11 protein-coding genes and 1 riboswitch are annotated in these 12453 nt (G+C 67.4%); of the genes, 7 read left to right on the plus strand and 4 right to left on the minus strand.

The annotated features are described in order from the left end of the window. Positions 1–103: 103 nt before the first annotated feature. Positions 104–2641, minus strand: coding sequence for a ribonucleoside-diphosphate reductase subunit alpha (locus M6444_RS04115; protein ID WP_298323443.1), 2538 nt, complete (start codon positions 2639–2641; stop codon positions 104–106). Positions 2642–2802: 161 nt separating this feature from the next. Beyond that, a riboswitch (cobalamin riboswitch) is annotated at positions 2803–3033 on the minus strand. 211 nt (positions 3034–3244) lie between these two features. Between M6444_RS04115 and M6444_RS04120 the strand changes: the two genes are divergently transcribed. Beyond that, positions 3245–4198 carry an EamA family transporter gene (locus tag M6444_RS04120; RefSeq protein WP_298323445.1) on the plus strand — a complete coding sequence of 318 codons (954 nt, stop codon included), beginning with the start codon at positions 3245–3247 and terminating at the stop codon, positions 4196–4198. Between the two features lie 69 nt (positions 4199–4267). On the opposite strand, the gene M6444_RS04125 is transcribed toward M6444_RS04120, so the two are convergent. Both M6444_RS04125 and M6444_RS04130 read right to left on the minus strand, forming a co-directional pair. After that, entirely contained in the window at positions 4268–5674 is a 1407-nt protein-coding gene (locus M6444_RS04125) for a helix-turn-helix transcriptional regulator (protein WP_298323446.1), read from the minus strand. A gap of 319 nt (positions 5675–5993) precedes the next feature. Beyond that, the gene (locus M6444_RS04130; RefSeq protein WP_298323448.1) at positions 5994–7136 is read right to left on the minus strand and encodes a pyridoxal phosphate-dependent aminotransferase; all 1143 of its coding nucleotides are present in this window, start codon (positions 7134–7136) and stop codon (positions 5994–5996) included. Positions 7137–7192: 56 nt separating this feature from the next. On the opposite strand from M6444_RS04130, the gene M6444_RS04135 reads away from it, so the two are divergent. The 6 genes from M6444_RS04135 to M6444_RS04160 all read left to right on the plus strand — a co-directional run bounded on the left by M6444_RS04135 (position 7193) and on the right by M6444_RS04160 (position 11481). Beyond that, complete coding sequence (locus M6444_RS04135) at positions 7193–7567, plus strand: phage holin family protein (RefSeq protein WP_298323449.1); 375 nt, start codon at positions 7193–7195, stop codon at positions 7565–7567. 194 nt (positions 7568–7761) lie between these two features. Then, on the plus strand, positions 7762–8202 hold the full coding sequence (locus M6444_RS04140; protein WP_298323450.1) for a hypothetical protein: 441 nt from the start codon (positions 7762–7764) through the stop codon (positions 8200–8202). Positions 8203–8218: 16 nt separating this feature from the next. Next, positions 8219–8761 (plus strand): low molecular weight protein-tyrosine-phosphatase, encoded by a 543-nt coding sequence (locus M6444_RS04145; RefSeq protein ID WP_298323452.1) that lies wholly within the window; start codon positions 8219–8221, stop codon positions 8759–8761. Then, positions 8742–9611 (plus strand): fructosamine kinase family protein, encoded by an 870-nt coding sequence (locus M6444_RS04150; protein WP_298323453.1) that lies wholly within the window; start codon positions 8742–8744, stop codon positions 9609–9611. The genes M6444_RS04145 and M6444_RS04150 overlap by 20 nt, the downstream gene beginning before the upstream one ends. Positions 9612–9736: 125 nt before the next feature. After that, on the plus strand, positions 9737–10708 hold the full coding sequence (locus tag M6444_RS04155; protein WP_298323454.1) for an ATP-binding cassette domain-containing protein: 972 nt from the start codon (positions 9737–9739) through the stop codon (positions 10706–10708). Continuing rightward, positions 10705–11481 carry an ABC transporter permease gene (locus M6444_RS04160; protein WP_298323456.1) on the plus strand — a complete coding sequence of 259 codons (777 nt, stop codon included), beginning with the start codon at positions 10705–10707 and terminating at the stop codon, positions 11479–11481. Before M6444_RS04155 ends, M6444_RS04160 begins: the two co-directional genes overlap by 4 nt. Before the next feature lie 101 nt (positions 11482–11582). Here the strand turns inward: M6444_RS04160 and M6444_RS04165 are convergent, their stop codons facing one another. Then, a complete protein-coding gene (locus M6444_RS04165) occupies positions 11583–12218 on the minus strand; it encodes a VOC family protein (protein WP_298323458.1) in 636 nt (211 codons plus the stop codon). Between the last annotated feature and the right edge of the window lie 235 nt (positions 12219–12453).

Here is a 12453-nt window from a genome sequence, read left to right on the forward strand (position 1 = left end):
GGCTTGAGCAGGAGTCCTTCGGAGATTCCGGTACCGAGGATGCCGGTGGTCATGAGTCGTGCTCCTTCGTGTGGTTCAGGCTGTGCGGGCTGATTCGGCGTCGTCATTGGCAGGCCTCGCACTGGACTCGCTCCTGCGGGTCGACGGGGCAGGCCTGGTCGTCGTCCGGGGCGAGAACGTCGATTCGACTCGTCGGCGCTGGGGCGGGAGCCGACGTGCGCGGTGCGATCGCCCGGGCGAAGCCGAAGCCGCGCCGCCGGTCGGTCGCCCGCGGTTCCGCAACGTTCGCCGAGCCGGGCACGTCCTGCGCCTTGTTCACCCGCACGGTGCTCTGCTCGGCGGTGTGGCGCGGCTTCATGTGCAGGTAGTAGGTGGTCTTGACGCCCTTCTGCCAGGCGTGAGCGTAGAGATCCATCATGTCGCCGACATCGCGCATCTCGAGGTACATGTTCCGGCTGATCGCCTGGTCGATCCACTTCTGCGCGCGGGCGGCGACCTCGATGAACGCGTGCGGCGAGATCTGGAACGACGTCGCGTAGATCGCCTGCAGGTCCGCCGGCACGGCCGGCACCGCCCGCACGTCACCTTGAGCGCGCAGCAGGTCCTCGCGGACGTGTTCCCACAGGCCGCGTTCCTTCAGGGCCGCGACCAGGTTGCGATTGACCTCGAGGAACTTCCCGGCGCTCGTGGCCCGGCTGAAGATCTGGGCGAACTGCGGGTCGAGCCCCGGCGTGGTGCCCGCGACGAGGCCGATCGAGGCGGTCGGTGCGATGGCCAGCAGCGTCGCGTTGCGCATGCCGCCGCGTACCTTGGCGCGCAGCGCGCTCCAGTCCAGTCGCTGTGTGCGCGAGACGGTGATCGGCACGCCCCGCTGCTGCTCGGCGACGTCGACGGTGTCGATCGGCACCATGCCCCGGCTCCAGCCGGAACCGGCGAAATTGGGGTAGACGCCTCGCTCGCGGGCCAGGTCGGCACTCTGATCGATGGCGTGGTAGCTGATGAACTCCATCACCTGGTCGATCAGGTCGTAGGAGTCTTCGCTGTCGTACGGCACGCCCAGCTGCTCGATCACGTCGGTGAACCCCATGACCCCGAGCCCGATGGCCCGGTTGAGCTCGTTCGACGTCTCCGACTCCGGCACCGACGACACGGTGATGTCCACGAGGTTGTCCAACTGCCGCACGGCCAGCCGGGTGGTCTGTGCCAGCCGCTCCCAGTCGATGGTGAGCCCGGTCGCGGTGGAGGTGAGGTGGCGCGACAGGTTCACCGACGCCAGATTGCACACCGCGATGTTGTCGCGGTCTTGCGGCAAGGTGATCTCGGTACACAAGTTGGACAGGTGGATCGTGCCGGTGTTGTCGTTCAGCGCTCGGTTGTTGATGGTGTCCTTCCAGGTCAGCCACGGATGCGACGTCGTCTGGAGGCTGATGAGGATGGATCGGAACTGCTCGCGGGCGCTGACCCTGGCGAACGTGCGGAGTTCACCGGCTTCGGCCGCGGCGGCGTATTCGGCGTAGCGGGCGCTGAAAGCCTGGCCGTACAACTCGGTCAGGTCGGCGGTTTCGAGCGGATCGAACAGGTACCAGTCGTCGTCGGCGGCGACGCGCTTCATGAACTCGTCGGAAATCCAGACGGCCGTGTTCGCCGTCCGGGTGCGGCGATAGGGATCACCGGCGTTCTGCCGCAGGTCCAAGAACTGCGGGAAGTCGAGATGCCAGTTCTCCATGTAGAAACACAAGGCCCCGAACTTCTTGCCACCGCGCGACACCGCACGCAGAGTCGAATCGATGGTGTGCATGAACGGGATGGGTCCGGTCGAGGCCGTGTTGTTCGACCGGATGGGTGAGCCCTCGGCCCGGAGCTTGGTCACCGACAGCCCGATGCCCCCCGTGCCCTTGGTCACCCACATGACATCGCGCACGCTCTTGGCGATGTGCTCGATGTCGTCCTCCATGTCCATCACGAAGCAGTTGGACAGTTGGGCGTACGCCGTCCCCGCGTTGACCAGGGTGGATCCAGCAGCCAGGTACTCCAGGCGCGACATCTTGTCGTAGTAGCCGATGGCGGCCGTCGTGGGATCGTCCTCGGTCAGCGACAGCCCCATCGCCACCCGCATCCAGAAGAACTGCGGAACCTCGAGTGGGCCCCCGTCGCGGTCGTCGATGACGTAGCGGTTCAACAGCGTGGCAGCGCCGATGTAGCGCAGCAGCCCGTCTCGAGCCGGATCGAGAGCGGCGCCGAGCCGGTTCAGGTCGAAGCAGGCCGACAACCGCTCGTCGAGGAGCCCGGTCGCGACTGCGCGCTCGATGACCTCCGGAAACCGCCGCCGGTGCAGCTCGGCCAGCTCGGCTGCCGTGTCGTAATCACCGAGTACCTGCTTGTAGACGGACTTGAGCAGCACTCGGGTGGCGACGGTGTCGAAGGCTGGATCGTCGCGGACGTTCTGCAGCGCGACCTGGATCACCGCTTCGTCGAGCTGCTGGCTCGTGATGCCGTCGAACAGCGTGATCTCGAGTTCGGACTGCAACTGGGCCGAGCGGGCCACCTGATCGTCCAGACCGGCGGTCGCGGACTCGATCGCCTGGGCGATCTTGTGGCCGTCGTAGGGCTCGGTGGATCCGTCTCGCTTGACGACGTGCATGCTCGTGACGCTCCTCGCAGTTCGGCTGGATCGTCCGGACCTGCGAGGGTTGACGCGTCGGAGCAGATGACGTCGACCACGCCACGGTGTTCCGCGGGGTGAGTTGGTTCGGCGTGATCATCCCCTGGCCCTCCCTCGAGGCCGCGGACTCCGGAGCCCGCTTCGGGCTCCGGTGCACTGGCAGGTCTTCGGACTCACGGGCCCGACGGCCATCCGGCGGATGGCTGTCACCTACTGACCGTCGCTTCCCAGATCGCCTCCGGCGATCCAGTGCGTGATGACGGCGGTCGCTCCCGTTCACCGCTGCGGGGCAGTCCCGGACTCACACCGGGTTCCCTCTTACCTCTGACCGATCTGGCTGACCGGGCAGAACCAGCTGCAGGACACACTCTATCTTGTAGTTACACAGATGCAACTCATCTATATGTTGTGTTTTGCCGGGTGCGCCGGCCCTGCCGCACGGCGGCCGCGACACCGCTGGCGCCACACTCCGCCGTCCAGCTGACGCCATTCCTGGGGAAGTTGGCTGGAAATCGCTGTCACGGCGACCGGTCGGGACCGCAGTATTGTCGTCGGCCGCAGCACCGATCCATGGAGACGCTCATGACATCGCCCTCGACCCGCCCCGCGCTCATCTGGGCTGCCCTGGTGACCGTGTACGTGGTGTGGGGTTCGACGTATCTGGGCATCCGGGTGGTCGTCGAGTCGGGCATACCGCCGCTGCTCGGCATGGGCGTGCGATTCCTGGCCGCCGGCGGGCTGCTGCTCGGCTACATCGTGGTGCGCCACGGGCGCAGCCGGGCGCGGGTGACCATGGCCGAGCTGCGCGGCGCGGCGGTGATGGGGCTCATGTTGCTCGTGTTCGGCAACGGCGTCGTCGCGATCGCCGAACAGACCGTGCCCAGCGGGTTGACGGCACTGATCATCGGTGCCGTCCCGTTGTGGTTCGTCCTGCTCCGTGCTGCCGGCGGAGAACGACCGAGAACCGCGACGTGGTGCGGCGTGCTCGTCGGACTCGGCGGGGTGGCGGCGGTCAGCCTGTCCCGTGGAGGCATCGAGGGCGTGCAGGCGTGGGGCGTGCTGCTGTTGATCGTCGCGTCGATGTCGTGGGCGCTGGGCTCGTACCTCTCACCGCGGCTCGGCCTGCCGCGCAACGCGATGGTCACCTCGGCGTACGAGATGCTCGCCGCGGGCGCCGTGATGACGATCGTCTCGTCGGCCACCGGTGCGGCCACCGACTTCGACGTCGCCGCCATCCCGATCCGTGGCTGGGTGGCGCTGGCCTATCTCGTGCTCATCGGGTCGCTGGCCGGCTACACCGCGTACAGCTACGCGCTGGCGCATGCACCGCTGTCACTGGTCGGCACGTACGCCTACGTCAACCCCGTCGTCGCGGTCCTGTTGGGCTGGGCGATTCTGGCCGAGAGCGTCACGGCAGCCGTCGTCGGTGGTGGCGCGCTCGTGATCGCCGGTGTGGCTCTGGTGGTCAGTGGCGAGCGACGTCCGGCCACGCCGTCGACCCGAGACCCCAAGCCGATTGAGAAAATGACGACGTGACCGGACGTTCTGGTGGTTCAACGCAGCGTCAACTGCCGGGGACACCCGGCAGTTGACCGCTGGTATTGATCAGCTCGACACGTGGATCTTTTCGCCCTGGTCGAGGGCCAGATCGTCGTCGAGATCGTTCACCACGCCGCCACTGGCCCGCGGCACCACCCGAACCACGCGCAGCGCATTCTCGTACGCGTCGAGGGCCTCATCGGTACGGCCGACGCTGCGGTGGAGCTCGGCGAGCTCGCGCCACGCCGCTGCGGCGTACCGGGTGATCCCCATGGATTCGAGTTCCTCAGCCGCCCTGGTGGCCTCGGCGATGGCGCCCTCGGTGTCGCCCTCGGCCCGCAGGATCCGGGCCCGAGTGAGCCTGGCGTCGGCCGCGTTGGCCCGCCGCCGCTCGCCGAGATCGCGCAGTGCGAGGTCGACGGCCTGACGTGCTTCGCTGACCCGGCCGAGGTGCAGCAACGCGTCGGCGCGCTTGGTGTTGAAGTTGGCGACGTCGACCTTGCCGCCGTACTGCTCGATGTTGTCGCGGGTGCGTTCGAGGATGTCGAGCGCCTCCTGCGCACGGGGCTCCGGCCCCTGCAACAGCAGCCAGGCGTGCGCCACCCGCAGCCGGGCGAGGTTGCGCAGGTCGTCGCCCTCGCCGAACATCGCCAGCGCGCGGTCGACCAGGTTCAGGGCCAGGGCGAGCTCACCACGGGCCTCGGCGACCAGCGAGGCGTTCCAGTACGCGGCACCCCGCGTGTGGGGTGCGCCGATCCGGTCCGCGGCCTCGACGAGCTCAGTGGAGAGCATCTTCGACCGCACGACGTCGCCGCGCTCGTAGTAGGCGCCGAGCACGGTGCACCCGAGCCGGATGTACTCGTCGGTGCCTTCGAGGCCGAGGTCCGCGGCCGAGCGCCGGGCTTCTTCGCCGACCTGGATCGCCATGTTGTAGTCGCCGGCTCGCGCGTAGCAGCGAGTGAGCAGAATGGCGACGTCGAGCCAGGACTGCACCTCGGGGTTCTGCCGCGCCTCGTCGGCGAGCTCGGTCAGCAGGTCGATGGCGCCTTCGATGTCACCGCTGCGCTCACGAGCCTGGGCACGGCCGAGCCGGGCCTGCCGGTCCTGCTCGTCGTTGAGCCCGGGATCACCCATCAGCGCCGTGAACTTCTCATAAGCCTCTTCGGCCCGGCCTTCGCGCAACGCCATCTCGGCGCGCCCGAGCTCGAGACGAGCCTTGGTGCGCACCGAGGCGTCCACCCCGTCGCGGAGGTACTCCACGTCGATGTTCAGCCGTTCGGCGATGTGCGCCAAAGCCGACGCCGCCGGCTGGCGGCGACCACTTTCGACAAGTGAAACGTAGCTGGGCGACAGCATGCCCTCGGCGATCTCCGCCTGGGACAGTCCGAGCTCCAACCGGCGGGCTCGGATACGCTGTCCGACGGGCGTCGGAGCCGGCGCCTCATCTACAGTTGCTGGCTGGTCTTGGGTCATGACAGTATTGGACTACAGTCAGTCACTTTTTGCTAGTCCAACTAAACCTCTTTTGGGGGTTCGATCAGCTATGAGGCGTGTCAAGCGAGTCACGGTTGGTGTGTTCGCCACGTTCGTGCTCTTCTTCGCCGTCGGCGCGCCGGTAGCCGCCGCGGACTCGACTTCGACGACAGGCATTGGCAATACCTGCTGCTGACGCGGCATACTTGAGCCGCACGGACGGCATCTGACGTCTCGCCCCCCGAACGTTGGATGCCGTCCGTGCTTTACCCCTGTGCCCGACCGGCAGCGACCGAGCTGCTCACCTCAACGGCATGGCTCAGTTCCGCGTGCCTGCCATCCATTTCGCCGCCAAGTCGAGCAGGCGGTCATTGGCTTCGCGCTCAGCCACCGTCACCCGGCACCCTTCGCCGGCGAAGGGCCTGACGACCAGTCCGTTGGCCTCACAGAATGACGCGAACTCCATGGTGTCGGGCCCCAGCGCGAGCCACACGAAGTTCGCCTCGGTCGACGGCACGTCCCAGCCTTGCGCCAGCAGGCCCTCGCGCACCCGGGTGCGCTCGGCCACGAGGGCGTCGACGCGCTCGAGCAGTTCGCCTTCCCGCGCCAGCGACGCGATGGCGGCACGCTGGGCGATTCCCGAGACGCCGAACGGCACCGCCGTCTTGCGCAGGGCGTCGGCGACCCGGTCGTGCGCGACCGCGAACCCCACGCGGAGCCCGGCCAGCCCGTACGCCTTGGAGAAGGTGCGCAGCACGCACACGTTCGGCCAGTCCCGGTACAGATCGAGCCCGTCGGCGGCTTCGGAGTCGCGCACGAACTCGCGATAGGCCTCATCCACCGCGACCAGCACGTCCTCAGGCACCCGCTGCAGAAACGCCTGCATCTCCGCGTGGCCGACAGCCGGGCCGGTCGGATTGTTCGGGCTGCACACCAGGATCAATCGGGTGCGGTCGGTGATCGCCGCCGCCATCGCGTCCAGGTCATGGCGACCGCCCGCGCCCAACGGCACGCGCACGGACGTGGCGCCGGAGATGCCGACGACGATGGGGTAGGCCTCGAACGAGCGCCACGCGTAGACGATTTCGTCGCCCTCAGCCGCGCACGACTGGATGACCTGCTGGAGGACACCAACGCTGCCCGTACCCGTCGCCACGTCCTCGGCCGGCACGCCATGGCGCTCAGCCACCGCGGCCACCAGTTCACCGGCGAACATGTCCGGGTAGCGGTTCATCTGCGCCACAGCTTCGTGTGCAGCCTCGATGACACCGGGCAAGGGCGGATACGGGTTCTCGTTCGACGACACCTTGTACGCCGGCTGCCCACTCGGCGACGCGGCCGCAGCCGCTCGCCCGGGGCGATACGACGGCAAGTCATCCAGTGCTGCACGAAGGCGTACCGGCCGCCGCTCCTGCTGGTCCGGCTGCGGGTCACCGCCCGGGTGATGCTCGATGTGGGTCATATTCGTGCACGATATCTGCTCTCACGCACCCGGTCGGATGTGTACGCTCAGGGCCCGTGTTCTCCATCATCGTTCGCCTGATCGTCAACGGCCTCGCCCTGTGGGTCGCCACCGAGATCGTCGACGGCGTCAGCATCACGTCCGACAGCACGTCGAACCAGGTCGTCACGCTGCTGATCGTGGCCTTGATCTTCGGTGTCGTGAATGCCGTCATCAAGCCGATCGTGAAGCTGTTGTCGCTGCCGCTGCTGATCTTGACTCTGGGCCTGTTCACGTTGATCGTGAACGCCTTGATGTTCTGGCTCACCTCGTGGATCGCCGACGTGCTCGACGTGCCCTTCCACGTCGACGGGTTCTTCTGGGAAGCCGTGCTCGGGGCCTTGGTGGTGTCGGTCGTCAGCTGGCTGTTGAACCTTCTGCTGCCCGGCTGACCGAGTCGGCGGGTCGTTGCGCTGCTGCCTACCCCGCACAGCTCGGCGGCAGCGCAACGATTTCTGGCGCGCGCCTTCCCTGTCAGGAGCGTTTGCCGTACCTTGGGATGCGCATCCAGCACGACGATGATGCGTCTTCACCGATGACGCGACGGGGGTCGTTGTGCCCTGATTCGTGTGGGCATGGTGAACATATGACGATCGGCTACGGCCCCGTCGGTTCGGTACTGACCGAGCAACCTCCGTCGGACCATCAGCGATCCAACGCGCACGTCGACCGGCACTATCGGCCGAGTCGGCCGGTGCCGATGGCGGTGACGACTCCGCCGGGGTATCCCGACCCGGACTCCAACCGGCATGCGTTGGGCGGGTTCAACGATTACGAGGTCGTCTACGACGATCCGCAAGGCAACCCGATGCTGGCGTTCGCCGACGGGCAGTGGTTCGACGTCACGTCGTTGTCACCGCGCCCGGTGTCCGTCCGGCACGCGCTGCGCCGCGACCCGGCCTGGTCCGGTGCCGTAGTACAGACCATCTGTCTGTGGATGCGCAGCAACCCCAACCACGAGCGCTCTTTCGATCTCGCCACCGAACTCGCGCTCGCAGTGGGGGAGTTGGCGCGCCAGCGCCGGTGACAGGCATCCTGGCTACGTGAGCGATTCCTTACCCCACCTGCGTCTGTGCATGGTCTGCGCAGGAAACATCTGCCGTTCCCCGATCGCCGCGGTCGTGTTGCGCGACCACCTCGAGCGGGCCGGGCTCGCTGACGTCGTCACCGTCGACTCCGCCGGCACGGGCAATTGGCACGCCGGGCAGCCTGCCGACCCGCGAACCGTGGCGGTGTTGCACCGGCACGGCTACGACGGCACCGCGCACCGGGCGCAGCAGTTCCAGCCCGACTGGTTCGACACCTACGACCTCGTCCTGGTCATGGACCGCGACAACTTCGCCGACCTGCACCGGCTGGCCCCGGACGAGGAGACCAGGGCGAAGATCCAGATGTTGCGCGCCTACGACCCCGAGGCGCTCGCCGATGGCGAGCTCGACGTCCCGGATCCGTACCTCGGCGACGACCAATCGTTCGAGGACGTCGTCGACATGGTCGAAAAGGCGGTGTCCGGTCTGGTGGACGCCATCCGCGACGATCTCGGCGTCAAGGCCGAGCCGGAGGGCGGTGAGCGCGGTCGACACTGACCGGCTGACGCGCCTGCTGGGTACCCCCGTCGCGTCTGTCACGGCGGTCGGGGGTGGCTCGATCTGCGAAGCCCGCCGGGCCCGGCTCAGTGACGGTCGCACGGTGTTCGTCAAGACCCACGACGACCCGCCCGACGGTTTCTTCGAGGTCGAGGCGCGTGGCCTCAAGGAGCTCGGCGCAGCACGAGACGGCGTCCCGGTGCCGGCGGTCCTGGCCCACGACGACCACTGTCTCGTCCTCGAGTGGATCACCACCGGAGTACCGTCGGCGCAGGCCGCCGAGCGTTTCGGCCGCGCGCTCGCAGCCACTCACCGACACGGCGCCGACGTCTTCGGCTCCGCACACGGCGATGGGTGGATCGGGACCTTGCCGTTGCCGGGCGGACCGTGGGACTCGTGGAGCCGGCTGTGGGCCCATGGCCGCATCGAGCCGTATCTGCGCGCCGCGCGTAAGGCCGGCGCCATCGACAAGCGGTCGGCCGCCGACGTCGAGCGGGTCGTGGAAGACATCGAGCAGCTCGCCGGCCCGCCGGAGCCGCCAGCACTCCTGCATGGCGATCTGTGGGCCGGTAACGTCCTGTGGGCCGATGACGGGACCAACTACCTCATCGACCCCGCGGCCCACGGCGGGCATCGCGAGACCGACCTCGCGATGCTGGCGCTGTTCGGCTTCCCGTATCTCGAACGCGTCCTGGCGTCCTACCACGAAGTGTGGCCGCTGGCCGACGGCTGGCGTGAACGCGCGCCGCTGCATCAATTGCACCCCGTTCTCGTCCATGCCGTACTCTTCGGTGGTTCATATGGGGCCCAGGCCGGACAACTCGCCCGATTGGCCCTGCGAAACGCCTGAGTGACCAGGTCGGACAGGGTGCATCCACCCTCAGAGGGATAGCCGTCCTCAACACCAGGAATGACTTCGCGCGGGTGGGTGAGCCGATAGGTTCGCAGTCGGGAAACTTTCCGACTGGAGAACACATGATCACGACCAAGGCCTTACACAAACGCTACGGCGACAAAGTCGCCGTCGATGACCTCACGTTCAATGTCCGCCCCGGCGTCGTCACCGGCTTCCTCGGCCCGAACGGCGCCGGCAAGTCGACCACGATGCGGCTGATGCTCGATCTCGACCACGGGTCGGGAGAGACCTTGTTCGACGGTCGGCGCTTCGACTCCATCCGCCACCCGATGCGTGAGATCGGTGCGGTACTGGAGGCCAAGTCCTTCCATCCCACCCGCACGGCGCGCAACCACCTGCGGATGCTCGCTGCGGGTAGCGCGATTCCGATGTCTCGCGCTGACGAGGTCCTCGAATTCGTCGGCCTCAGCGACGTGAAGAACAAGAAGCCGAAGGGCTTCTCGCTCGGTATGGCCCAGCGGCTGGGCCTGGCGCAGGCCCTGCTCGGCGACCCGTCCACGCTGATCCTCGACGAGCCGGCCAACGGGTTGGACCCACACGGCATCCACTGGCTGCGTGACGTCCTCAAGTCGCTGGCCGCTCAGGGACGCACGATCTTCGTCTCGAGTCACCTGTTGTCCGAGATGTCGCTCATGGCCGACGAGCTGGTGGTCATCGGGCGCGGAAAGATGATCTACAACGGCGACGTCGACGGTTTCGTGCGCGAGTTCACGCAGTCGACCGTGCTGATCCGTACCCCCGCGCTGGACAAGTTCGCCGAGACGCTGCGCGGCATGGGCGGCGAGGTCACCCCCGTCGACGACGGCGCCATGGTCTCCGGCCTCGACGCCGCCGTCATCGGCGAGCAAGCACACCGCGACGGTGTGATCCTGCACGAGCTCGCCACGCAGACGGCCTCGCTCGAGGCCGCGTTCATCTCCGCGACCGGGGCCTCCGAGGAGTACGTCGCGCACACCATCACCGACGAGGAGCGCGCGATGCTCAGCGAGCAGCCCGGCGCCGGGTCGACCACCACCGGAGGTGCGGCATGACCGACGCCTTGCGTTTCGAATGGGTCCGGATCCGTACGCTGCGCTCGACGTATTGGCTCATCGGACTCGGCTTGCTCATCACCGCCGGGGTCGCCTTCATCATCGCTTTCGCCACGCGCAACGACGACCCCAGCCCCGGAAACGTGGCCTCGGTGCTCACCGGCGGGGCGGAGTTCGCCACGTTCATCCCGATCTTCATGGCGATCATCGGCGTTTTCGCCACCGGGCACGAATACCGGCACGGCACCATTCAGCCGACGCTCACCACCATCCCGCAACGGTCGCGGCTGCTGATGGCCAAGATCTTGATGGTGTCGTTCACCGCGATCGTGGTGGTCGCGGTTTCGCTGCTCATCAACTTCGTGATCGGCATGATCTTCTGGAGCGAGGTGCCGTCGTTCGAGGCACCGCTGAACGAGGTCATCCCCGGCTACTTCGTCCTGGTCGTGCTGTACACGATCCTCGGGCTGGCCCTGGCGCAGCTGTTCCGCGGTGTGCCGTCAGCCCTGGTGGTGTTGCTGATCGTGCCGTTGCTGGTCGAGGGGTTGATCGGCGGACTGTCCATGGTGCCGGCGCTGGACTGGCTCCAGCCGGTGCTGAAGTTCCTGCCGTTCAGCGCCGGGGCGCGGCTGCTGGCGACGCAGCCCTACGACCCGCAGGGCGGGCCGGAGTTCGACTACTTCGACCGCTGGGCCTCGGGTGGGGTGTTCGCCGTCTTCATCGCGATCATCCTGGTCGCCGCGTGGGTGCTGTTCAAGAAGCGCGACGCCTGACCCTCCCCGCTGTTCAAATGATCATGTTCACCATGCAATTGCCTGTCACACCACCCGTGCACGCCGGTTGGTGCGACAGAAAACATGGTGAACATGATCATTTACAGCCGCACCAGACCCGCCTCCGTCCGGAACATCACTGACCGCACCCCGGGCGGGCCGTCCGGATCCACCCACGACACGTGCACGTCCTCGAGCGGGAAGTTCTGCGTCTGACCCAGCCAGTCCGTCACCCGGCGCGGGTCGCCGGCGATCTCGATGCTCACCAGCTCGACGCCGTCGCCGCCCTTCGACGGGTGCTCGGCCGGGTCGGACTGCCAATGCACGACGAACGGCAGCTGTGGATCGACCACCAGCCCACACACCCCGACCTGCCGCCACGCCAGTTCGAAGCCGTCCGGGCGCTTCCGGTTGCCGGCCATCGCCGGTCGGCCGAGTCGCTGCTCCACCGGGCCGATATCGTCCACCGCGACCACCCAGCCAAGCCATCCGCCGCCTTGCTCGCTACAGGCCTTGACGGCTTGGCCGTAGGGAATGTCGTCGGTCGACGGGTGCTCGAGCGCCGCCACGACCTCGATGTAATGGCCGCCGGCCAGCGGCAGGATCCGGTTGCGGGTGCCGAACCGCGGATGCGCCCCGCCATCGATGAGGTCGACTCCGAGCTCGCCGGCCAGAGCGCGCGCCGTGGCATCCAGCCCGTCCGGTCTGGCCGCATACGACACATGATCAAGACGCATTCGTGCATCGTGGCAGGACCGCTGTGACGCAGCCACACCAGGCCCACACCTGAGCACATGAGCACGTCGTCGGCTACGGTGAAAGGTCACGATCACACGCAGCGATGATGACGTGTGGAGGCGGGCACCACGTGAACATCGAGATCACCAGGACGGCGCAAGCCTATGCCGCCTACCTGGACGGCGAGAGGGTCGGCGAACTCTCCTACGCACGCGATGGAAGCCGAGTCACGGC

This window comes from Haloactinopolyspora sp., assembly GCF_027324685.1.
Lineage (GTDB): Bacteria > Actinomycetota > Actinomycetes > Jiangellales > Jiangellaceae > Haloactinopolyspora.

What these genes read in the sequence shown, in the direction of transcription:
- M6444_RS04155 (WP_298323454.1), top strand. Translation starts at nt 9,737, where the DNA reads ATGATCACGACCAAGGCCTTACACAAACGCTACGGCGACAAAGTCGCC.
- M6444_RS04115 (WP_298323443.1), bottom strand. Translation starts at nt 2,641, where the DNA reads ATGCACGTCGTCAAGCGAGACGGATCCACCGAGCCCTACGACGGCCAC.
- M6444_RS04165 (WP_298323458.1), bottom strand. Translation starts at nt 12,218, where the DNA reads ATGCGTCTTGATCATGTGTCGTATGCGGCCAGACCGGACGGGCTGGAT.
- M6444_RS04120 (WP_298323445.1), top strand. Translation starts at nt 3,245, where the DNA reads ATGACATCGCCCTCGACCCGCCCCGCGCTCATCTGGGCTGCCCTGGTG.
- M6444_RS04140 (WP_298323450.1), top strand. Translation starts at nt 7,762, where the DNA reads ATGACGATCGGCTACGGCCCCGTCGGTTCGGTACTGACCGAGCAACCT.
- M6444_RS04160 (WP_298323456.1), top strand. Translation starts at nt 10,705, where the DNA reads ATGACCGACGCCTTGCGTTTCGAATGGGTCCGGATCCGTACGCTGCGC.
- M6444_RS04130 (WP_298323448.1), bottom strand. Translation starts at nt 7,136, where the DNA reads ATGACCCACATCGAGCATCACCCGGGCGGTGACCCGCAGCCGGACCAG.
- M6444_RS04125 (WP_298323446.1), bottom strand. Translation starts at nt 5,674, where the DNA reads ATGACCCAAGACCAGCCAGCAACTGTAGATGAGGCGCCGGCTCCGACG.